General features: G+C 68.4%; 16 protein-coding genes. 9 read left to right on the top strand and 7 right to left on the bottom strand.

Going from position 1 to position 22285, the window contains the following annotated elements:
• The first annotated feature begins 33 nt into the window (after positions 1-33).
• Complete coding sequence (locus tag O3438_RS01300) at positions 34-1119, top strand: glycoside hydrolase family 53 protein (RefSeq protein ID WP_269683540.1); 1086 nt, start codon at positions 34-36, stop codon at positions 1117-1119.
• 67 nt (positions 1120-1186) lie between these two features.
• Here O3438_RS01300 and O3438_RS01305 read toward each other — a convergent pair whose 3' ends face one another.
• The gene (locus O3438_RS01305) at positions 1187-2488 is read right to left on the bottom strand and encodes a ricin-type beta-trefoil lectin domain protein (protein ID WP_442929692.1); all 1302 of its coding nucleotides are present in this window, start codon (positions 2486-2488) and stop codon (positions 1187-1189) included.
• A gap of 71 nt (positions 2489-2559) precedes the next feature.
• Positions 2560-3918 carry a ricin-type beta-trefoil lectin domain protein gene (locus O3438_RS01310; protein ID WP_269678140.1) on the bottom strand — a complete coding sequence of 453 codons (1359 nt, stop codon included), beginning with the start codon at positions 3916-3918 and terminating at the stop codon, positions 2560-2562.
• Between the two features lie 529 nt (positions 3919-4447).
• Here O3438_RS01310 and O3438_RS01315 point away from each other — a divergent pair.
• From O3438_RS01315 to O3438_RS01325, 3 genes are read left to right on the top strand one after another with little or no spacing between them, the layout of a single operon-like run.
• Positions 4448-5911, top strand: a complete 1464-nt coding sequence (locus O3438_RS01315; protein ID WP_269678141.1) for a family 43 glycosylhydrolase — start codon at positions 4448-4450, stop codon at positions 5909-5911.
• 36 nt (positions 5912-5947) lie between these two features.
• A complete protein-coding gene (locus tag O3438_RS01320) occupies positions 5948-7387 on the top strand; it encodes a glycoside hydrolase family 43 protein (protein ID WP_269678142.1) in 1440 nt (479 codons plus the stop codon).
• Between the two features lie 31 nt (positions 7388-7418).
• The gene (locus tag O3438_RS01325; RefSeq protein WP_269678143.1) at positions 7419-8918 is read left to right on the top strand and encodes an RICIN domain-containing protein; all 1500 of its coding nucleotides are present in this window, start codon (positions 7419-7421) and stop codon (positions 8916-8918) included.
• A gap of 451 nt (positions 8919-9369) precedes the next feature.
• Here the strand turns inward: O3438_RS01325 and O3438_RS01330 are convergent, their stop codons facing one another.
• A complete protein-coding gene (locus O3438_RS01330; RefSeq protein ID WP_269678144.1) occupies positions 9370-10008 on the bottom strand; it encodes a hypothetical protein in 639 nt (212 codons plus the stop codon).
• 945 nt (positions 10009-10953) lie between these two features.
• Between O3438_RS01330 and O3438_RS01335 the strand changes: the two genes are divergently transcribed.
• Positions 10954-11637, top strand: coding sequence for a response regulator transcription factor (locus O3438_RS01335; RefSeq protein WP_269678145.1), 684 nt, complete (start codon positions 10954-10956; stop codon positions 11635-11637).
• Entirely contained in the window at positions 11634-13091 is a 1458-nt protein-coding gene (locus tag O3438_RS01340; protein ID WP_269678146.1) for a HAMP domain-containing sensor histidine kinase, read from the top strand. Before O3438_RS01335 ends, O3438_RS01340 begins: the two co-directional genes overlap by 4 nt.
• 33 nt (positions 13092-13124) lie before the next feature.
• Here the strand turns inward: O3438_RS01340 and O3438_RS01345 are convergent, their stop codons facing one another.
• Complete coding sequence (locus O3438_RS01345; protein ID WP_269678147.1) at positions 13125-15272, bottom strand: MMPL family transporter; 2148 nt, start codon at positions 15270-15272, stop codon at positions 13125-13127.
• Positions 15273-16480: 1208 nt separating this feature from the next.
• Positions 16481-16849, bottom strand: a complete 369-nt coding sequence (locus O3438_RS01350) for a winged helix-turn-helix transcriptional regulator (RefSeq protein ID WP_269678148.1) — start codon at positions 16847-16849, stop codon at positions 16481-16483.
• 143 nt (positions 16850-16992) lie between these two features.
• Here O3438_RS01350 and O3438_RS01355 point away from each other — a divergent pair, with 143 nt between their 5' ends.
• A complete protein-coding gene (locus O3438_RS01355; protein WP_269678149.1) occupies positions 16993-17976 on the top strand; it encodes an NADP-dependent oxidoreductase in 984 nt (327 codons plus the stop codon).
• Positions 17977-18003: 27 nt separating this feature from the next.
• Positions 18004-18756, top strand: coding sequence for an SDR family NAD(P)-dependent oxidoreductase (locus O3438_RS01360; RefSeq protein WP_269678150.1), 753 nt, complete (start codon positions 18004-18006; stop codon positions 18754-18756).
• 269 nt (positions 18757-19025) lie between these two features.
• Here the strand turns inward: O3438_RS01360 and O3438_RS01365 are convergent, their stop codons facing one another.
• A complete protein-coding gene (locus O3438_RS01365) occupies positions 19026-20708 on the bottom strand; it encodes a hypothetical protein (RefSeq protein WP_269678151.1) in 1683 nt (560 codons plus the stop codon).
• Between the two features lie 440 nt (positions 20709-21148).
• Between O3438_RS01365 and O3438_RS01370 the strand changes: the two genes are divergently transcribed.
• Positions 21149-21490: a hypothetical protein gene (locus tag O3438_RS01370; RefSeq protein WP_269678152.1), complete on the top strand. Its 342-nt coding sequence runs from the start codon at positions 21149-21151 to the stop codon at positions 21488-21490.
• 226 nt (positions 21491-21716) lie between these two features.
• On the opposite strand, the gene O3438_RS01375 is transcribed toward O3438_RS01370, so the two are convergent.
• A complete protein-coding gene (locus O3438_RS01375; RefSeq protein WP_269678153.1) occupies positions 21717-22235 on the bottom strand; it encodes a hypothetical protein in 519 nt (172 codons plus the stop codon).
• Positions 22236-22285: the final 50 nt, after the last annotated feature.

A 22285-nucleotide genomic window follows, 5' to 3' on the forward strand; every position in this document is an offset into this window, starting at 1 on the left:
CACTCGCCCACACCCCGTCGCCGCACCACGGCCCTGCTCGGGGTTGCCCTGGCCGGCATCCTCGCCGTCTTCAGCACACCCGTGCCCGTCTCCGCCGCGAACACGCTCAGCATGCGTGGTGCTGACGTCTCCTCGTTGCAGCGCAGCCTGGACCTGGGTGCCAGGTACTACGACGCCGCCGGTGTCGCCCGCGACCCACTGGACATCCTGAAGTCCGTCGGCGTCAACTACGTCCGGCTGCGCGTCTGGAACAACCCGGTCAGCGGCTACAACAACAAGAGCAGGGTATTGGCCCAGGCGAGAGTGGCCAGGGCGAAGGGCCTGAAGGTGCTCATCGACTTCCACTACTCCGACACCTGGGCCGACCCCGGCAAGCAGTACAAGCCGGCGGCCTGGGCCGGCCACAGCCTGAGCCAGTTGCGTACCGACGTGTACGCGTTCACCTACGACGTCTGCTCCAGCCTCCGGGGGCAGGGCACGCCGCCGGACAGCGTGCAGATCGGCAACGAGATCAACGTCGGCATGCTGTGGAACGAGGGGAAGGTCGTCGACAACGACTTCGCCCCGCTGGCCGGCCTGCTGAAGCAGGGCTACCGGGCGACCAAGGACTGCGGCAGCGGCATCCCGGTGATGATCCACACCGCCAACGCCGACAGCAACGCCAACGCCCGTTGGTTCTACGACGGCATCCGCTCGCAGGGCGTGCAGTGGGACATCACGGCCCTGTCGTACTACTGCGTGTGGCACGGCACCCTGGCGAACCTCTACAACAACATCGTGGACCTGCGCGGCCGCTACGGTAAGCCGGTGGTGATCGCGGAGACCGCGTACCCCTTCACCCGCGACAACGCCGACAGCGAGCCGAACGCCATCGGCGACGCGACCTGTGACGGCATCAGCGCCACCTGGTCCGGGCAGGCCCAGGAGTTCGACTGGGTGCAGAACACCGCCCGCAACGCGGGCGCGATCGGAGTCTTCTACTGGGAACCGACGTGGTACGCCGTCCGCGGCAACGGGTGGGACCCGGCCAACATCAACGGCACCGGGAACCAGTGGGACAACATGGCCGTCTTCGACTGGTCCGGACGGGTGAACCCGAACGTGCGCTGGACGCCCTGACCGGACGGTGACGCGCCGCCCGGGTCCTGACCCGGGCGGCGCGTCTCCTAACTCGGTGCAGGCGGGCCTAGGTGCGCGTGCTCCACTGCTGGTTGGCCCCGCCGTGGCAGGCCCAGAGGTGCAGCTGCGTCCCGTTGGCGGTGCCGGAGCCGACGGCGTCGAGGCAGAGCCCGGACTGGGCTCCGGTGATGGTGCCGTTGGCGTTCAGGTTCCACTGCTGGTTGGCCTGGCCGTTGCAGTCCCAGATGATGACTGCGGTGCCGTTGCTGCTGCCGCCTCCGCTGGCGTCCAGGCACTTGTTGCCGTACACGGTCAGGGTGCGGTTGGTGGTGTGGGTGAAGCGCTGGTTGGTGCCGCCGTGACAGTCCCAGAGCTGGGGGCGGGCGCCGTTGGTCGTGCTGGAGTTGGGGATGTCGACGCATCGACCGGACTGGGTCCCCGCGATCAGCACGTTCTGCTGACCCGACGGCGGCGGCGTCGTCGTCGGCGGGGGAGTGGTGGGCGGCACCGTGGACCCGAACTGGCTGAAGAACCGCCACACCTCCTGCTTGACCCAGCTCCGCGCGCCGCTCTCACAGCCGGCACAGCCGTCCACCGGCCCTTGCTGGTGGCCTCCGTCGAACGCGGCCCAGAGGACCGGATATCCGGGCTGGCACGAGTACGCGGTGGTGATGTGGGTGCGGCTGCCCGGCGCCGGCTCGGGCGGGTTCTGTGCCGCGCAGCCGTTGTTCCGGACGAACCTGTCCCGCAGGGACCGCCCGCTGGGGATGTTGTCGTTGATGCCGTGGATCCCCAGGTACGCGACCGGCTGGGTGCCGCCGCTGCATCCGCTGATCGCCCCGGGTGCGGCGATTGCCGCGACGGCCCGGAACACTGTGGGCCGGGAGCAGGCCAACGAGTAGCTCATCGCCCCGCCGTAGCTGAACCCGACCGAGAACCGTTGGGTCGTGTCCACACAGAGGGCGTTCTCGATGGTACGGATCATGTCGTCGGTGAAGGTGACGTCCTCACCGTTGGAGTTGCCCCAGCCGTTGTTGAGGCCCTGCGGGGCGACGAAGATCGTGGTGTTGTTGGACTGCGAGAGCATGCCGTAGTAGGCCCACGCCGCCCCGTCGGTGCCGCCCGAGGCGACCTGGGTGGCGGTGCCACCCAACCAGTGGAACCCGAAGGCCAGCCGGTGGGCGTAGGTGTTGTTGTACGTGTCGGGGAGCCGAAGGATGAAGCTGCGGCTCTTGCCGCCGCTCTGGATGGTGTGGGTGCCGCTGTTCAGCCCGGGTGCCTTGCCGCAGCCGGCGGTGGTGGCCGCGGCCGCCGAGGTGACGGTCGTGAGGACGTACGCCCCGATGGCGAACAGGACCATGACCGCCATGGCAGCCCCGATCCAGGGGGTGGACAGTCTGCGAAGTCGCACGGTTGAGCCTCCTTCTGCCTTCGCCGAACTCAACTCCGGCTCCATCGTTGACCGGCCGCGCCGTTGCAGTCCCGGATCTGGACCCGCGTGCCGTTGGCGGTGCCGTTGTTGACCACGTCCAGGCACCGGCCCGAACCGACTCCGGTGATCGAGCCGTCGGAGTTGAGCAGCCACTTCTGGTTGGACTGGCCGTTGCAGTCCCAGATGATCACCGAGCTGCCGTTGGCGGTGGCAGCGCCGTTCACGTCGAGACACTTGCCGCCGAAGACACGCAGCTCCTGGGCCGAGGTGGACGTCCAGGTCTGGTTGCTCTGCCCGTGGCAGTCCCAGATGATCGCCGCGGAGCCGTTGGACTGCGATGCGCCGTTGACGTCCAGGCACCGTCCGGAGGACGCGTTGCGCAGCGGGGACGTGCTGCCCGGCGGCGGGGTGGTCGGTGGTGGGGTGGTCGGTGGGGTGGTCGGGTCGGTGCTGCCGAACTGGGTGAAGAACCGCCAGACCTCGCCCTTGGTCCAGGTCCTGGCTCCGCTGTCTCCGCCGCCGTCCACCGGGCCGGGGGTGTGCCCGCCGTCGAAGGCGGCCCACACCACCGGATAGCCGGACCGGCAGCCGGAGTAGGTGGTCGTGATGTGCGTCAGGCTGCCGGACCTCGGCTCGGGCGGGTTCTGAGCGGTGCAGCCGTTGTTGCGGACGAACCTGTCCCGCAGGGACCGTCCGGCGGAGATGTTGAGCACCGAGTCCCCGATGCCGTGGATGCCCATGTACGCGATCGGCTGGCTGCCGTCGCTGCAACCGCTGAGCTGCCCGCCGGCGTAGACCGCGACGGCGCGGAAGACACCGGCCCGGGAGCAGGCCAGCGAATAGCTCATGCCTCCGCCGTAGCTGAAGCCGAGCGCGAAGCGCTGCGTCGTGTCGACACAGAGGTCGGCCTCGATCAGGCTGATCATGTTGTCGACGAAGGTGACGTCCTGGCCGCCGGGGTTGGCCCAGCCGTTCCCGTTGCCCTGGGGGGCGACGAAGATGGTGCTGTTGTTCGCCTGCTGCCGCAGCCCGTAGTAGGACCAGGCCGCCCCGTCCGACCCACCGCCGTCGACGTCGCCGGCGGTGCCGCCGTTCCAGTGGAAACCGAAGATCAATCGGTACGGGTGGTTGCGGTCGTAGTTGTCCGGGATCCGCAGGATGAAACTGCGGTTCTGGCCGCTGCTCTGGATGGACCGTTGGCCGCTGGTCAGCGTCGGGGCCTTGCCGCAGCCGGCGGTCGCCGCGGCCGGCGCGACGTCCGCGGCCGACGCTGTGGTGCTGAGACCACCGGTCAGTGCCGCCGTGCCGGCGGCCAGAACGACAGCCGCCGTCGCCAGCGAAGCAAGGATGGGTCTACGTCTTGTCATGAGGGGGCTCCCGCCACTCGGCATGAATTGGTGCAGGCAGAAGAGGCCGTGGTGACCACACGCGTGGCTGCCGGCTGCACCCGCCGACCACGTGGCCGTACGCGGAACCTCGGGGGAGACGCGATGTGCCACGGCGCCCGGCCGGCTCATCGGCACACGATCCCGCCAGTGGCCTCGCCGCCCGAGCGGGACCACCAGTCGTCGAATCGATTCGACCCGACGCTAGATCAGGCAGTGAACTATGTCAATGTTGTGTCCGGCGTGTTGCGGACCCGGTGCCCAGGGGTGGGCGGGCAGGGCTCGTCCGGGCGGCAGGGTTGCGGACGCCCGGCTCCTTGACACTCATCGATGCTATCGCTAACACTGTCCGCAACGCGACGTTAACGAACAGAAAATATGTCTACAGTCACCTGGGCCTAACATGTCACGCCCAAAAATCCCCGCCCCGGGTGGCCGGAAAAGTCCACGTGTCACAAGGGTTGATCTTGTTAACGCTAACATAGATGACCTTTCAGAACGGAGGATCCGGATGGTGGTCGCCTGGCGAAGCCCGGCGTCGTCGGTCACCGGCAGACCCTCGTGCCGGGGCAACGCCGTCGTCGGCGTCCGGGTCCTCGTGCTCTCCGCCGTGGCTGCTGCCGCTTTCGTGGTGGCGGCCGGCGAACCGGCCCACGCCGCCACGCTGCCCACCGGTGCCCGCTCGCTGGAGGCGGTCAACCAGGCCGGACGGTACGTGCGGCACATGGACTATCTGGGCCGGCTCGACCCGGTCACCTCCAGCAGCGCCAACCAGGTCAAGCTGGACGCCACCTTCACAGTGGTCAACGGTCTGGCATCGCCCCACTGCTACTCGTTCCAGACCAGGGCCGGCATGTTCCTCCGGCACCGCGACTACCGACTCCGGGTCGATCCCAACACCGGCGACGCGACGTTCCGGGCCGACGCGACCTTCTGCGCGGTGGACGGCTCGGTCGCCGGATCGGTGGCCCTCACCTCGTACAACTATCCGGACCGGCGAATCCGCCACCGCGACTTCGCCCTCTGGCTCGACGCCTACCAGGACACCGCCGCGTTCCGGGCGGACAGCTCGTTCCGCCTCGCCGCGCCCTGGGCGCCCAGAACCACCAAGGGGCCGGTGATCCCAGGCCTCTTCGCCGACCCGCACCTGGCGGTGTTCAACGGCCGCTACTACCTGTACCCGACCACCGACGGGTACGCGAGCTGGGCCGGGACCTACTACAAGGCGTTCTCCTCCGCCGACCTGGTCAACTGGACCGACCACGGTGTGATCCTCGACCACGGCCCGGACGTCACCTGGGCGGACAACTCGGCCTGGGCGCCGGCGGTCGCCAGTGCCAACGGCCGCTACTACCTCTACTTCAGCGGCGGCGCGGCCAGCGGCAACACCGCCAAACACCTCGGCGTGGCCGTCGCCGACAGCCCGGTCGGCCCGTTCCGCGACGCGCTCGGGAGGCCGCTGGTCCGCAGCGACCAGTTCTCCGGTGGGCAGACGATCGACCCGATGGTCTTCACCGACGACGACGGGCAGTCCTACCTCTACTGGGGTCAGGGCGTCGCTCGGGCGGTACGACTCAACGCCGACATGGTCTCCTTCGACTCGGCCCAGGCGAGGGTCATCACGCCATCCGGCTACAACGAGGCCCCGTTCGTGTTCAAGCGCAACGGCCTCTACTACTTCATGTGGTCGGAGAACGACACGCGCAGCGAGGACTACCGCGTCGCGTACGCCACCGGCCCGTCTCCTCTCGGGCCGTGGACCAGTCGGGGCGTCGTACTGCAGAAACGGCTGGAGGTCGGCATCAAGGGCACCGGCCACCACTCGGTGGTCCGAGCACCCGGCACCGACACCTGGCACGTCGCCTACCACCGGTTCGCGGTGCCCGCCGGCAACGGCACCAACCGCGAGACCGCCATCGACCGGATGGAGTTCAACGCCGACGGCACCATCCGCCCCGTCGTACCGGCTCTCTAGCTGACCCGTACGCCCCTGCGCGAAGGAGACAGACCCATGTCGAGAGTCCTCTCCCGGCTCTGTGCGGTAGCGGTCGCCGCGTGCCTGCTGTTCACCACCTGGTCGGCGGCGACACCGAAGCCAGCGGCCGCGCTCGACCCGACCGTCGGATACCTGATGGCGCACTTCACCGGTGAGTCGTCGACCGACCAGCAGATCTACCTCGCGCACAGCACCGACGGCCTCCGTTGGAACGATCTCAACAACGGCGGCCTCGTCCTGCGTTCCACGGTCGGCACCCGCGGCGTCCGCGACCCCGCCCTGGTCCGCTCACCCGCCGGAGACCGGTACTGGATCATCGCCACGGACCTGTGCATCGGCTGCGGCCAGGACTGGTCGGCCGCCATCAACAACGGCAGTCGCAACCTCGTCGTGTGGGAGTCCACCGACCTGGTCAACTGGTCCGCGCCGTGGCTGCTGAACGTCGCCGGCGCGATCCCGGACGGTCGCAACGCCTGGGCGCCGGAGGCGATCTGGAACCCGGCAACCGGCGACTACGTCCTCTACTGGGCGACGAACGTCCCGCTCAACGGGGCCACGAAGCACCGCATCTACTCCGCGCGCACGTCGAACTTCCGCAGCATCACCACGCCCCAGACGTACATCAACCGGCCGGGCAACCAGGAGATCATCGACACCCAGATCGTCGAGGTGCCGGCCGGCGTCGGCGCGTACCGCTACGTGCGGGCGTCCCGAGACGGCCAGATCACCATCGAGGGCAGCAACTCCATCCTCGGCACCTGGACCACCCTCGGCAACCTGTCCGGCATCGGGCTGACCGGCGCCCAGGTCGAGGGCCCGATGTGGATGCCGTTCAACGGCCGCAACGAGTGGGTGCTCTACCTGGACCAGTACTCCAGCGGGCGCGGCTACCTGCCCGTGCTGACCACCAACCCGTCGAGCCCGGGCGCCTACCGGCTGCCGGCCTCCGGCTCGTACACGATGGGTGGCACCAAGAAGCGGCACGGCTCGATCCTCAACCTGACCGCGGCCGAGCAGACGCGGGTGCTCAACCGCTGGCCCAACACCGCTGTCAACCGGATCCAGTCGTACAACTTCCAGGACCGGTACGTGCGGCACGCCGACTACGACGCCCGGATCGACCCGAATGTCAGCCCGGCCCAGGACGGGCAGTGGCGGCTCGTGCCCGGCCTGGCCGGCTCCGGAACGGTCTCCATCCAGTCGGTCAACTACCCGGGTCACTACCTGCGTCACTACGGGTTCGACTTCCGGCTGGAGGCCAACGACGGCTCCGCCACCTTCGCCGCCGACGCCACCTTCCGCCAGGTGGCCGGGCTGGCCAACTCGTCGTGGACGTCGTTCCAGTCCTACAGCCACCCGGACCGCTACATCCGGCACTACAGCTACCTGCTCCGGCTCGACGTGGTGACCGACGCGCAGAGCCGCGCCGACGCGACGTTCCGGGTGACCAGCTGAGCCCGACCTCCGCACCCCGATTGGACATCTCATGACCCGAAACACGTCGTGGAGTACGCGGTCGCTGCGCCGGCCGCTGATCGCCCTGGTGGCCGCGTTGACCGTGCTGGTCGGGGTCGTCGTCGTCGCGTCGTCGCCGGCGACTGCCGCGACCAGTCAGTTCCGGGGTATGAACTGGGCGGTGTTGGGTGACAATTTCAGCACCGGTCCGCTTGTGGTGCAGGGTTTGAGTTCGTCGGACAGCTACGCGACGGTGCGGGTTAAGGCGAATGCCCTCTACGACGACATGGCTGCCACGATGGGAGTCAATACTGTTCGGTTGCCCATCAACACCCACACGGTGGGGACGGCCTGGTGGGAGGCGTACCGGGGTGCTATCGACGCGGCCACCGCGCGGGGTTTCAAGGTGATCCTGGCGTACTGGGAGGACGGCGCCGCCTCCGGTGGAAGGATCACCAACCTCGCGGCGTGGAACGCGATGTGGTCCACGGTGACCAACACGTACGGTGCGAACGCCAACGTCTACTTCGAGCCGATGAACGAGCCGCATGGTTACAGTTCGGCGGAGTGGCGGACCGTGGCGGCGAACTGGCTCAGCTACCACTCCTCGGCGCCTCCCGGTCGGGTGCTCATCGGCGGCACCGGCTTCAGCCAGGACCTGCGCGACATCTGCACCGACAGCCGCTTCACCTCGACGCTGCTGTCGTTTCACTACTACGCCTTCTTCTACGGTGCGATGACCTATGACGCCTTCCGCAGCCACATCCAGACCCGGCTCGGCACCTGCGCCTCACGGGCGGTCGCGACCGAGTTCGGGGCGCCGATGAACGACGGCCGTAACTACGCCGACGCGGGCAGCACCGACAACTTCGTGCGCTACATCCGGGCCATGGCCCAGGTCATGCGTGACAACCAGATGGGCGGCACGTACTGGCCGGCCCTCGGCGGCAAGCCGGGCACCATCGGCTACGACTGGTACTCGATGTTCTCCCTCAGCGGCAACGGCACCAGCCTCGACCTGACCGTCCGCAACACCTCCGGCGCCGACCGGATCCGCTACGCGTGGGGCGACACCATCGGCGGCGACCCCACGACGCCTCCACCCGCGACGGGGACGTTCTACCGGATCACCGTGCGGCACAGCGGCAAGGCCATGGACGTCCAGCAACCGAACACCGACAACGGCGCACGCGTCGGCCAGTACACCTACACCGGTAGCGCGTGGCAGCAGTGGCAGTTCCAGGACGCCGGCAACGGCTACTGGCGCATCGTCAGCCGACACAGCGGAAAGTGCCTCGACGTGACGAGCGCGTCGAGCGCCGACGGCGCCGAACTCATCCAGTACACCTGCGGCACCGGCACCAACCAGCAGTTCCAGATGGTCACCAACGGCGGCTACTTCCAACTCCGCGCCCGACACAGCAACAAGTGCGTGGACGTTCCGGCCGCCGCGACCGCCGACGGCGTGATCCTCAAGCAGTACACGTGCAACACCGGCACCAACCAGCAGTGGTCGCGTACGGCAGTCTGACGGTCGTTCTGACGTAACGACCGACTTACGATGGCTTTCCCGAGCCGGACAACGACGGGTTGCATGTCGGCAATCCGTCGTTGTCTTGGCGGCGGGCGGCTTCGCAGCGTCGCGGCTAGGGATCGATGCCCGGTGAGTCGCTGAAGGTACCGCTTGACGCAGCAGGGCAGGGTGAGTCGACCGAGGCTCGTCACCTGGACGGCCCTGATCGTGTTTGATCACCGATCATCACTACAGGCGAGCCGGCAGCGACTGCGCTCAGGCAAACCGGGATTCGCCTGGGCCAGCCTGAGTAGCTGACAGCCGGGGGAGATGGCCGCCAACAGGCGTGGCCCCGTTCGATATCGATCTAGATCGGTATTTGTGCGAGGAGCCGTCTTCCAGCCCACCAGCTGATTCTGCCGTCGCCGGTGCCCCCACAGCGGAGCACGACCCTGGGGCGCGCGCCCGCTCAGCTCGCGCCGCTCGACCGCTCCCTGCCTCTCTCGTCCCGCCAGCCGTCCGGTTGGGGGTGGTAGCCGTACGCGGCAGCCCGGACCGTTTCCTCGTTCTCCAGCCCAGAACCGATCGCGCCCCCGACAGTGGCCAATGAGCTGGTGATCCAGGCGAGCGTCAGATAATCGCTGGCATCAACCGGCCGCTGCAGGATCTGTTCCAACACGGATGTGTCGATCAGCAGCGCCCCGACGAGCACCGTTCCCACGAACAACACCACGTAGGACGCCGCCGTGGCCAGAGTGAGAGTGAGGATCGTACCCAGGTTGAACAGCCGTGCCAGCTCAGCCGGTGTCTCGCGGCTTGGTTTCTCCCAGAGGTCGTGCGCGACGATCAGCCAGGCCACCAACGCGCTCAGCCCGAGCACCATGATCACCGCAAGCCGGAGTCCGCCGAGGGCATTGCCCATCTGCCAGATGGTGTCCGTGGTGAGCGCGAAGGCAGCTGTGCCGAACGCGCCGACCAGCAGCTTGGACAGGCCCAGCAGGGCGCGTCCAGGGCGGTTGGCTCGGACCATGCCGCTCAACAGGCGCGCCCGGCCGACCAGCCCCGAGGCGAGGTACCGACGTTCACCGGTATCGGCCCCGTCGATCACTCGACGGACAGCGGGAAGTCGCCGTATCTCGGCTGGCGCCCAGCAGAGCCTCGGCGCCGCCGTCGCGGCGCGGTGCCACCTCCCCCCAGCCTTCCCGGACGATCCACCGCACGTCGGCGCTCACCCGCTCGGTCAGCCCGCGGGCTAGCTCCGCAGCGAGTCTCGCGGTCAGCCGGGCCGGGTGGTCCGGAGGGGTTGCAACCAGTCCCACGACGATCTCTGGGCGTGGCCGTTCGCTCGAGGTCATCGGTGCTCCTCACCAGTGGTCGGGCTCAGGTGCCGACGGCGGGAACCGGAGGCATTGCTCGCGGTCGCGTCAGATCCCGTGCCGCTGACGTGGTGGTAGAGCCAGGCTGTGGAGAGAGCGCCCGACCGATCAGTCCAGCGCCAACGCGACGCCTACGGAGAACCGGGCGGCCTGCTCACGAAGCCTAGAAGATCACCCCGATGGGTGCAGCGGATTGGCTGGGCTCACGTCTTTTCGGAGGCAGCGGATGCCAGGCAGATCGCCTGCACCCGCTGCAGCAGCGGTGGGCCGCCGGGGGACCAATCGCTGCTGTGCTCCAGTCAGCTCGTTGCTTCCCAGCATGACCTGTCTCCCAGGAGTAGGGGACCGTCGGTCGTCGCAGCGACACCCCTGCCGGGTGCGGTGAGCTTGCTGGAGGCCGTCGCGGTTGTGATCGGGGCACCGGTTCCCCGGGCAACACCTGACCAGCCTCGAGGCTGGACTTGCGCGAGCCTCAGAGTGGCGCCGAGCGTCAACGGCGGTTGTAGCTCTGCCACATAATCTCCCCACGAGGCGTGACCCCTCTCCGCGTTTCGAGCGATCCCCGTCCCGTTGGGCGGGGATCTTGCCGCGCGGGTTTTTAATCCTGGTCTCAGGTTGATCGGGGACCATGAGCGGCAAAATCATCGACTGGAACGGGGTGTATCGGCGTGCGGATCATGATCGCGGATGATGACGCGGCCATCCGTGAGTCGTTGGAGCGGGTGCTCCAGGTCGAGGGTTACGACACCATCAGCGTCGCCAACGGTCTCGCCGTGCTCGACGGGGTCGGTGGGGCCGGCGGCGACGCACTGGATCTGCTGATCCTCGACGTGATGATGCCCCGCCTCGGCGGGTTGGAGACCTGCCGGCGGTTGCGGGCGGCGGGTCTGGATCTGCCGGTGCTGATGCTGACCGCTCGTGACCAGGTCTCGGACCGGGTCACAGGGCTGGACGCGGGTGCCGACGACTACCTGCCCAAGCCGTTCGCCACCGAGGAGTTGCTGGCCCGGGTGCGGGCCTTGCTGCGCCGGCGTACGCCGGGCGAGGGGCAGTCACAGGTCCTGTCGTTCGCCGATGTCCGGCTCGACCCCGACAGGTTCGAGGCGTGGCGTGACGGGCGGCCGCTGCGCCTGACCCGGACCGAGTTCTCCCTCCTGGAGGTCCTCGTGCGCAACGCGACCCGGGTGTTGACCCGCGACGCGCTGTTCGAGGCGATCTGGGGCTTCGACATGAGCGCCACCGCCAACAACCTCCAGGTGTATGTGAGCTATCTGCGCCGCAAGATGGAGGCCGAGGGTGAGCCACGATTGATCTACACGCTGCGCGGCCTGGGATACACGTTGCGGGAGACTCCCCCGTGAGCAGGCCCGCCGGCCTGGCACCGCGCCGGCTGACCCGATGGTGGCGCCGGCGGTCGCTGCGGACCAGGCTGACGGTGATCGCGGCGACGGCCATCGCCGTCAGCGTGTTCACGGCCTTCCAGGTGGCCAGCGAGCTGCTGGACTGGGAGCTGCGGGACACCGCCGAGGATCAGCTGCGCGCCGACTCCCGCGTCCTGGCGACGGACGCGGGGCGCGCGGGTCTGGCGCAGGTCCCGCTACCGCCGTATCCCGGATCCGGTCGACTGGTTCGGGTCGTCCTGCCCGACGGCTCGACCCGGACGCCGGCCGGTCAACCCGCGCTGCCCCCGGTCAGCGAGCACGCCGGGCGCGTGGCGCAGGGCGCGTCGGCCGACCTGATGGAGTCGGACGACGTCGACGAGGACGGCTACCTCATCTACACGCTGCGGGCGGGCGACGGCGCGGTCCAGGTGGCCCGCGTCGTCGACGACAGCCCGATCAACCAGTTCGGGTTCGGCATGCTGCTGATCGGACTGCTCTGCGTGGTCGGCGGCGCCCTTGTCGGGCGGACCGTGGCGCGCGCTGGGCTGGCACCGATCGACCGTCTGACCGCCGCCGCAGTACGTGTCGCGCACACCCGGGATCTCGACGCCGACGTCCCGGATGAAGGCGGCGGGGAGATCCGGCGGCTGATCCAGTCGATCAATGACATGCTCGCCGCGCTCCGGGACTCCCGGCAGGCCCAACGGCTGCTCGCCGAGGACGCCGCCCACGAACTCAAGACCCCGCTCACCAGCCTGCGTCTCAACGTCGAGTTGCTGATCCGGCTCGATCGACGCGGCACCCTGGACAGCGCACTGCCGGCGGAGAGCCGGACCCGGCTGCTTCACGACCTCGGCGCCCAGGTAGCCGAGTTGAGCACCCTCGCCGCCGAACTGACCGACCTGGCCCGCGGTGATGTCACCGACGAGAACACCGAGTTGCTCGACCTCGCCGACGTGGTGGTGGCCGCCGCGACCCGGGCGCGTTCCCGCGTGCCCGACATCGAGATCGCGCTCGACCTCACCCCCGTGTGGGTGAGCGGCCGTCCCGCTGCGCTCCAACGGGCGGCGCTCAACATCATCGACAACGCCGGCAAGTGGTCCCCGGCGGACCAGCCGGTCCAGGTCCGGCTCCGTGCCGAGGGCGCGTCGGCGGTGCTCGAGGTCGACGACGCCGGGCCGGGCATCGACGCCGCCGACGTACCCCGGGTATTCGACCGGTTCTACCGTGCCGACAGCGCCCGAGCGTTGCCAGGATCCGGTCTCGGGCTGTCGATCGTGCAGCGGGTCGTCGACGCCCACGGCGGCCGGGCCACCGTCGCCCGCTCCGCACGCGGTGGCGCGCTGCTTCGGGTCGACCTTCCGGCCGCGGCCCCGCCCGGTCGAATCACACGGCCCACCGCCGGGTCAGGAAAAGATCCGGGACGGGCCTGAGGCCCGTCCCGGATCTCGCCCGTGCCGCTGCGCTCACCGTCGCAGCGCGGGCTCCTCATCGTCGGCGAGCGACTGTCGCCCGTCCGGCGGCTCCACCGGTCGGGACAGCCGGCTCGGCCACCACATCCGCCGGCCGATCAGCAGGGTGAGGGCGGGCACCAGGACCGACCGCACCAGCAGGGCGTCGAGCAGCACGCCGAAGGCGACCAGGAACCCGACCTCGATCAGCATCACCAGCGGAAGGGAGACGAGGACCGCGAACGTGGCCGCCAGGACCAGGCCTGCCGAGGTGATGACGCCACCGGTGGCGGAGAGGGCTTTGAGCATGCCCTCTCTGGTGCCGAGACGCGCGGCCTCCTCCCGGGCGCGGCTGGCCAGGAAGATGTTGTAGTCGACGCCGAGCGCCACCAGGAACAGGAATGCCAGCAGCGGCACCGAATAGTCGATGCCCTTGAACCCGAGGATCGTGTCGAAGACGAACACGCTGCCGCCGAAGGCTGCGGCGAATGAGACGACCACGGTGGCCATCAGGACCAACGGAGCCACGACCGCGCGCAGCAGCAGCCCGAGCACGATCAGGACGACGGCGAGCACCAGCGGGATCACCAGTTTCTCGTCGCGGCTGGTGGTCACCTCGGTGTCGAGGTTCTCCGCACTCGGCCCGCCGACGATCGCCTCCGCCCCACTGACCGCGTGCACGGCAGTGCGCACCCGCTTGATCGTGTCGTACTCCGCGACGGTGTCCGGCGCGTCCGTCGGGAACACGGAGATGTCTGCCCAGCCACCCTTTGTCTGACCCGGGACAGCCATGGCCACACCGCGGGTGCCCTCAATGATGTCGAGCACCCGCTCCTGGTACGCCGGCCGCGTGAAGATCGTCATCGGCTGGCCGCCGAGCTCCGGGAAGTGCTGGCGGAGGACGGTGAAGCCGGTGACCGACTCCGGCGCGGACAGGAACTGGTCCTGCTCCCGCAGGGCTCCGGTATTACCCGCCAGCCCGAGGGCGAGCACGCCGAGGACTCCGAGCGAGCCGAGCGTCGCCACCCACCGGCGGCGGCTGATGGCGGTGCCAAGCCGCCCCCACAGCCCCGGCTTCTCCTCCACGGTCGTGCTGAAGCGCGGGATGGCCGGCCAGAAGATCCGCCTGCCGAGCACCACGAGCACCGCCGGGAACAGCGTCAACATGGCCACCAGCGCGCACAGGATGCCGGCCGCACCGATCGGGCCCAACCCGCTGGTGCTGTTCAGGTCCGCGACGAGCAGGCAGAGTAGGCCGGCGACCACGGTGGCCGCGGACGCGACGATTGCCGGCGCCGCGCCGCGCAACGCGTGGACCATCGCAACCCGGACGTTCTCGTGGTGGTGCAGTGCCTCCCGATACCGAGCGATGAGCAACAGCGCGTAGTCCGTGCCGACACCGAATACCAGGATCGTCAGCAGCGCCGAGTTCTGGTCGTTGACCACGATGCCGAAGCCTTTGACGAGCAGGTAGACGGTCGCCATCGCGGTCAGTGCCGCCGCGCTCACGACCACCAGCGGGATGAACCACAACACCGGGCTGCGGTAGGTGAGGATGAGCAGAAGCGTGACGACGATGACGGTGGTGAGGAAGACCTGCAGGTCGATGCCGTCGAAGACGGCGTCCATGTCGCCGTCGACCGCGGCTGGACCGGTCACGTCGAGTTCCAGGCCGGCGGGGCGGTCCTTCGCGGCGTCACGCAACGGGCCGACGATGGCCTCCGGCGCGCCGTAGGTGGTGCTCACGTCGAGGGTGAACATCATCGCCTTGCCGTTGGTGGAGAGTCTCGTCGGCGGGCCTTCGTCCTCCTCGCCGGCCGGGGCCGCCACCTTCGGCGGGTACCGCTTGGCAAGGGTGTTGTAGTGGCGCTCGACCGCCGCGCGGTCGGCGTCGGTCATGCCGCCGGCGCGGTGGTACACGAACACGAACGTGTTGCCCTCACCGCCGGGGAGACCGTCCTCCAGCACCGCCACCTTGGTGGACTCGGCGCCAGCCGGCAGGGTGTCCACGGCTCTGTCGGTGGTGACCGAGCTCAACTTTCCGCTCAGCGGCACCATGACCGCCGCCAGCGCCACCCACAAGCCAATCACCAACCACGGCACCCACCGGCCTGCCAACCGACCGGCCGGTGCTTTCCCGGACGGCGCTGCGTTGACTGCCATCACTCGCCTCCTACATACGGGTCACATCGCTTATCTGATGCCGAGTTCGTACCGAGCGAATCTGAGACGACCGTTAAGACGGCCGCCGGGCATGGATCAGTACGCTGGAACTCGCGTTACCGTCAGCGGGTGGCGATGCTGGTCGGTGCAGCGGCGGTGGTCGTCGATGCTCGGGCCGCCGACGGCTAGCCCGTCAGCGGTGGATGGCTATTCCCTCGACGTATACGCGTTTCTGCGGCAATCGGTGGGAGACCCGCGAGGTCTCGAACGGTGGCCCAGGTGTCCACGGCGAACCGCTGACCAGATTGTCGGGGCCCGACCCGACAAACGTCGTCGGGCGCCTGCGCGGCAGTTCTTCGCTGTGGCCGTCGCTCATGCAATGCCCTGCGCTGGGCATCCGTAACGGCCGCACGGACAGGTGCTGACGGAGAGATAGGGTGGGTGGCGACCGTGGCATGGACAACAGCCCGGACCTGGATGACCCCGAACGAGCCCTTCAAGACGCATTTTCTCAGTTCGTGCGGTGCGCACTCGACGCCGCTCAAGACGAGCACAGCTGGTCCATCACCCACGTGGCGTCCCGTAGCGGCGTCGCACGATCCACCATCTTCCGATGGCTGTCGGGTGACTGGCAGCACCACCCGGAGCTACCGAAAGTTCGCGCGTTCTGCGCCGCCTTGGACCTCCCGCTCGGTGCTGCCCTGCGCGCCCTCTCCCCACAGACACACCAAGTGCCACGCCCAGAGGCACCTTCTGGAGAGCGGGAGTTGGAATTTCTTCTTGCGGCGCTCCGAGACCGATTAGTCGACCCCCGCACCAGAGTCGCGGAGGAAGAGCACATACTCGCCGCCCTGCACCGTCTCGCACACCGGGCTTCGTCACGCACTGGCTGACGACGCTGCGCGATCTGCTGCTGCAGTGCGAATACCGTCGCGAGAGGCTCTCTGAGGACATGGGTCGGCGTACGGGTTCCAGTGCAGAGGCAGGTAAGCCATGGCCATCGCCTCGCCATGCACGCCACATTGGCCGACCGGTTCGGGCACCCCAGCGTTGCTGGGGCGACATCTGCGGCGTAGGCGGTGCTGTTGAGCTCATGGAGACGGTGGCGCAGGTCGCAGCGCCCGGCGTTGCAGGCCACCGATGACGCGCAGGGCCGTACCAGCCAGCACGGCGGCCGATGCCGGCGCTATGGGATGACCCCTGAACACTCAGCGAGCGTCGAACGCCTCGCGGGACTTCTCGATGTCCGGGGCGTTGCGCTCGGCCCACCAGGCCAGGCCGAGCACGACTTCGAGCAGACTGAGGCCGCGCGGGGTGAGCGCGTAGTCGACCCGGATCGGCTTGGTGTCGAAGACGGTCCGGGTCACCACTCCGTCGCGTTCCAAGGCCTGCAACGTCGAGCTCAACGAGCGCTGGGTGATCGGCTCGCAGAGACGGCGTAGCTCGTTGAAGCGCCGGGTCGTCTCGCCGAGTTGGCAGATGACGACCACTGACCACTTGTCGCCGACGCGTTCCAGCACGTCACGCACGAGTGCCCGGCCGCGGCCACAGAGTTCCGGAGCTTCTCCCTCGACCATCGCGCCAGTATATGACGAATACCAGGTTCCGTTTGGGCTGGTATCGCTAGGTATACCAAGTCGCCTCAAAGTGCCCTCTTGTCGACATTCCGTTCCCGACGCAGCATTGCTTCGACACCGAGTTTGAGGAAGGGGCCCGTGAGATGCGTGCTGTGGGCTTGACCGAGTTCGGCGGTCCCGACGTCCTGCACGTCGTCGACCTGCCCGAACCGCACGCCGGCCTCGGCGAGATCCGGGTCCGTGTGCGGGCCGCCGCCGTGAACCCGGCCGACTCCCTGCTGCGATCCGGCGCGGCGGCCTGGCTGCTACGCGACATTCCCGGGCCATACGTGCCCGGCCAGGACGTGGCGGGCATCGTGGACGAGATCGGCCCTGGGACTGTCACCGACCTGGCCTACGGCGACCCGGTAATAGCGATGGTCCTGCCGTTCCTGCCCCGCCCCGACGGCACCGCCGACTACTTTGGCGGCGGCTACGCCGAGCACGTCGTGCTACCCGCCGGCTGGGTGACCCGGGCACCGCAGGGCGTCGATCACGCAACGGCTTCGACTCTGCCGCTGAACGGGCTGACCGCCCTGCTCACTCTCGACCAACTCGCTCTGGAGCCAGGCGCGGTCCTGGCCGTGACCGGGGCAGCCGGTGCCGTCGGCGGCTATGTGGTGCAGATGGCCGCGGCGGCCGGCCTCGCCGTGATCGCCGACGCAGCCCCCACCGACGAGACCACGGTGCGCACGTCGGGCGCGGCCAAGATCGTCGCCCGCGGCGATGACGTCGCCCGGCGGATCCGCGCCATTCAACCCGCCGGTGTGGACGCGCTCGTTGATGCCGCGCTGGTCGGCCCCCAGGTGGTGGACGCCGTCCGTGACGGTGGCAGCCTTGCCCTGCTGCGCGGCAATGGCGAACCCGGCGCGTACGCCGCTGGCGCCGGACGTGGCATCACGGTGCGGACCCCGTTCGTGCCCGACTACGCCGGCCGCGCCGACCGACTGGCAGAAATCCGCCGCCTGACCGAACACGGCGTCCTGCTTCCGCGCGTCGCGCGGACCCTTGCCCCGGCCGACGCGCCCGAGGCGCATCGGCTGCTCGAAGCCGGCGGCATCCGCGGCCGGCTGGTTCTCACCTTCTGATCACCAAAGATCCATAAAGGAGTTGCCATGTACGAACGTTTCGCCGGCAAGGTCATTCTGATCACTGGAGCCACCTCCGGCATGGGCCGCGCCGTCGCCGAGCGGGTCGCCGCCGAGGGTGCGAAGGTCGTTCTGGCCGCCCGGGGCAAGGAGGCTGGCGACGAACTGGCCTCCCGCCTGCCCCACGCGATCTTCGTACCCACCGACGTCACGGTGGAGGCCGAGATAGCCGTCGTCGTGCGGCAGGCGGTCGAGCGCTACGGCCGTCTCGACGGAGTTTTCAACAACGTCGGCGCGGCGACCGCCATGGGGCCGGTCACCGACCTCAGCGGTGAGGCGTGGGACGGCGAGTTGGCCCTCAACCTCAGCAGCGTGTTCTACAGCCTCAAGCACGAGATTCCCGCGCTGGAGGCTTCTGGTGGAGGTGCCATCGTGAACAACGCGTCGGTATCCGGCGTAGTGGGGCAGGCCGGCATGGCCGCCTACACGACCGCCAAGCACGGCGTGGTTGGCTTGACCCGCGCGGTCGCGCTCGACACCGCCGCCCGCGGTATCCGGGTGAACGCCCTGGTCACCGGCGGGGTCGACACGCCATTGCTCCGCCGCAACATGGGCGACTCAGCCGAGGAGGCAATCGAGGCGGCCATGGCCATGCACCCGATCGGCCGAATCGGCGAGCCAGAGGAGATCGCCGCGTTCGTCGCATTCCTGCTCAGTGACGACGCCTCGTTCATCACCGGGGCCGCCCTCGCGGTCGACGGCGGGTTCACCGCCGCCTGACACACGGCTGCTTGAAAAGGCCCGTCAAGGTGCTTCGCCCTGTCCGTGACCGCCGGCGCTACGCGAACAACCCGTCGAGTCGTCACCCATTCGACGCGGGTAATGCCGTGCGCGGCGGAGTGGGCGGCCGCACGCCGAACGACTCCGGAGTGCTCTCGAGAATCTACGGATCAGGTGGTCAGCGCGGCTCGCCGTACAGCCAAGCACTCCCGTTCACGCCGACACTGCCCGACAACGATGGACGGGTTGACCAGGAGTGCCGCCCACCATCACTTCGTGCTGGCGTCGATGGTGTAGACCACGTCTGGCCCGACGTCGTGGCGGGTGATGCCGGGCACGTCGGTGATGTTCAGCAGTGGTTCGTATGGGGTGCCTTGGACCCGGTTGCGGAGCAGGACGACGCTGCGGATGCCGAGCTGGTGCAACCGATCCAAGGCCGGCTGGCTGGGGAAGGTCGTCATGACGTCGCGGATCGCCTGACGGTTGGGTGTGGTGTAGCTGGCCGCACCGTTGACCATGGTGGGAAAACCGTCGGTCGACCACAGGAGGACGTGGAGGTCGATGCCGTCGTTGGACGGCAACACCATCATCGGGGCGTTCGCGGAGGCTAGCGCCATCGCGGCCGGTTTGGCTGGGGTTTGGGGGTGGTCCAGGTTCGGCAGGCCCTCAGCTAGCACGAGGACCAGCAACGGAACGGTCAGTAGCCGCGCCTCTTCCACCGACCATTTCGGCTTGGGACCTCTGCGAGCCACGTCGGCCAGGTGGGTAACCAGGCCGGCCGCGAGGATGGCCAGGCAGAGAGTCGGCCACAAGATCAACCGGCCTGGCGTACGGGATCCATCGAACCCGGGCACGTACAGATAGAGCAGGCGGTAGATCGGCCCGTTCGTGCCCAGCGCGAACAGCACTCCGACGACCGTCCCCAGCAGCAGCAGAAGCCGTTGCGTTGGTGACCAACGGGACAGGAAGAGGCCGGCGAAGGCCAGTAGATACAGTGCGTACCCGCAGAGCAGCACCTTCTCAGTCGTTGCGCCACCAAGAGCGATGCGGGCCTCGTTGTGCAGGTTGCCCCAGGGCAGGGAGGACTGCGGCGCCACGAGAAGTCCGCGCAGTGTCGGGGAAAAGAACGCGACGTAGTCCCAGTCCCGGGTGACAGTTGGGTTGAGCTCGCGGACGTGTTGGTACGCGTACGCGAAGTATCCGGTCACCGCAGTGAAAATCAGCCCGCCGATCAGGTCACTGACGATCAGCCGGAGGCCGAGGCGTGGGCGGTGGATCAGCCAGGCTGCCAGTGTGATCAGGCAGAGGGCGGCGAGGACGTACACGAATCCCAGCCCTACGCCGAAGCCCAGGCTGACCTGCCAAGCCGCGACGAGCCAGCCAGCGAACGCCCAGCCCGGCCGGACTCGTTCGGGAAGGTAGCCGCGGGTGAGCGAAAGTCCGTGGCCGCGCGCCAACATCGCCAACGCCAGAGTGATGCCACCGGTGGAGAGGATATTCAGATGGCCGGCGTGGCCGTAGCGCCAGGGCGCGTAGGCGAGGGCGGCCCCGGCTACCGCGGCGGCGACCTGATTGGCACCCAATTGGCGCAGGAGCGCGTAGCCGCCGAGGAAGGCGAGTGCGAAAGCCAGCACGAACAGGATGTTGTAGCGCAGCACGGCGCCGACTGCACCCTCGCCTATCAGCCCTGCCGGTGCATAGCCGAGCAGGCTGTCGTTCAGGGCCAGGCCGTACTTGTCGGGATAGAAAGCGTTGGTGTCCCACAGGCCACGCAGGCCGTGGGTGAGAGCGTGGCCATTCCATCCCACCAGCCAGGCTTGGGCCGTCGGGTCACCCGCGTCACCGACGATGGTGTGGGCTGGGTCGGCGATCGACGCAGTCCTGGCGCCTCCAGTCGTCGCGCGAATCGCGTACGGCGGAATCAGCCAGGTCATCGCGACAGCGAGGAGCACTGAACCGAGGCTCGCGATGCTCAGTTCCCGCCGATGGGCCCCCCGTGTCAGCCGATCCCTCGTGCCGGAAATGGCACGCGCGAGTCGGCCACTCTTTCCAGGCTCGCGGAGAGTGACGGCTGATGTGGGGCCTCCTGCCGGTGGCTCTACCTGCGTCATGACATTGACCCCCACTGTTGAACCGCCGCAGTAAATCATGAGCAGGGCGGCGCATAGAGTCAAGACCATCATCAATGCCGTTCGGGGTGGCCGGGACTTACGCTGTCTGTCAAAAGGCGTCTTGTCGCGCAGGAACCGCGAACGGTGCAGTGCTCCCGCGGCGATGGCGTCAGCTGGGAGGTCACCGCCGACGAGATGATCGCCGACGTGGTCGCCGAATACAGTGGAGCGTGCACCCAGTCCGGGCGGGTCGGCGCTGAAGCGCGCGTATGGTCCGTTCCGTGACCACGGATGAAGAGCGTGACCGCCTTGCCGAGCAGCTCGTGGTGTTGCCGGTCTACGAGCTCGTTGATGTGTTGCGTCGTGTCTTGCCGCACTACACCGAGGACAGCTACGGCATTCGAACGGAGTTGGTCCTGGCTGAAGCGACCGACTACGAGGACGAGCCAGGTCTTGAGGTGGAGCTGGTCGCCTGGCCCGACCGCGACTACTACAACGGTGGCCTCGGAATCGACCAGGGCTTGTGGGAACACGGTCACTGTGCGAAGTGCGATGCCGGGGTTGTTTCGAACGCGAAACGTGCCTACTGCCCGTACTGCGGCTCCAGATGCGGCCTGACCTGACCTCAACCGGACCGGTCCGTCGTTGGTGCGCTGTGGACCTGTTACGGCGCCCCGCCTCACAGGGCGGTCGCGCCGCCAACCAGGAGCCGAGCCCAACGGGTCACCGATCGGGGACCCCGCACTCTTAGCGCGGGGTCACGGGGCGCACCGCGAAACGGTTCCAGCCCTGCGGCACTGCGCGTCGCGGGGCGCCAACTGTCGACGATCCGCTGGAAGCCACGTCGACTCACGCGAGAAGGATGAACGTCGGCACAGCGATGAGGATGCCGGCCAGAGCGCCTGCGACAACCTGCCCAATCGTGTGATCGCCCAGCCGCACGCGGGACCAGCCCACCAGAACGACGATCGCCAGCGATGGGATCAGCGCCGGCCCGAAGACGATGATCAGGACGCACACCGAGCCGCTGGCGACCGCGGCGTGTGCACTGAGCTTCCAGGCCTGGTTGATCGCGGTGACGATGAGCAGCACGGCGAACATCACCACGACCATGGCGACAAGCGGCCGAGGCGCGCCGGCGAGGACGAGCACGGCGAGACCGACGAGGACAGACAGCAGTCCGTAGACCAGGGGCATACGGCGCTGCTCGCGTACGCCGATGTGGTGGTCGGTGAGCCGTCCCCGTCGTACCCCGACCCAGATGACGGCGTACGGGACGACGGAGCAGAACAGTATGGCGAGCAGTGCCCAGCCGAGGCCGGTCATCACGGCGGGGGCGGTGCTGTGCAGGGCGATGATCAGTGGCATCAGGGCTGCGAAGACAGCCGGTGCACATGCTTCGGTGACGACCCGTGCCA

The sequence above is a fragment of the Micromonospora sp. WMMC250 genome (assembly GCF_027460215.1).
Lineage (GTDB): Bacteria > Actinomycetota > Actinomycetes > Mycobacteriales > Micromonosporaceae > Micromonospora > Micromonospora taraxaci.

What these genes read in the sequence shown, in the direction of transcription:
- O3438_RS01305 (WP_442929692.1), bottom strand. Translation starts at nt 2,488, where the DNA reads ATGGCGGTCATGGTCCTGTTCGCCATCGGGGCGTACGTCCTCACGACC.
- O3438_RS01310 (WP_269678140.1), bottom strand. Translation starts at nt 3,918, where the DNA reads ATGACAAGACGTAGACCCATCCTTGCTTCGCTGGCGACGGCGGCTGTC.
- O3438_RS01315 (WP_269678141.1), top strand. Translation starts at nt 4,448, where the DNA reads ATGGTGGTCGCCTGGCGAAGCCCGGCGTCGTCGGTCACCGGCAGACCC.
- O3438_RS01320 (WP_269678142.1), top strand. Translation starts at nt 5,948, where the DNA reads ATGTCGAGAGTCCTCTCCCGGCTCTGTGCGGTAGCGGTCGCCGCGTGC.
- O3438_RS01325 (WP_269678143.1), top strand. Translation starts at nt 7,419, where the DNA reads ATGACCCGAAACACGTCGTGGAGTACGCGGTCGCTGCGCCGGCCGCTG.
- O3438_RS01335 (WP_269678145.1), top strand. Translation starts at nt 10,954, where the DNA reads ATGATCGCGGATGATGACGCGGCCATCCGTGAGTCGTTGGAGCGGGTG.
- O3438_RS01345 (WP_269678147.1), bottom strand. Translation starts at nt 15,272, where the DNA reads ATGGCAGTCAACGCAGCGCCGTCCGGGAAAGCACCGGCCGGTCGGTTG.
- O3438_RS01350 (WP_269678148.1), bottom strand. Translation starts at nt 16,849, where the DNA reads ATGGTCGAGGGAGAAGCTCCGGAACTCTGTGGCCGCGGCCGGGCACTC.
- O3438_RS01355 (WP_269678149.1), top strand. Translation starts at nt 16,993, where the DNA reads ATGCGTGCTGTGGGCTTGACCGAGTTCGGCGGTCCCGACGTCCTGCAC.
- O3438_RS01360 (WP_269678150.1), top strand. Translation starts at nt 18,004, where the DNA reads ATGTACGAACGTTTCGCCGGCAAGGTCATTCTGATCACTGGAGCCACC.
- O3438_RS01375 (WP_269678153.1), bottom strand. Translation starts at nt 22,235, where the DNA reads ATGCCACTGATCATCGCCCTGCACAGCACCGCCCCCGCCGTGATGACC.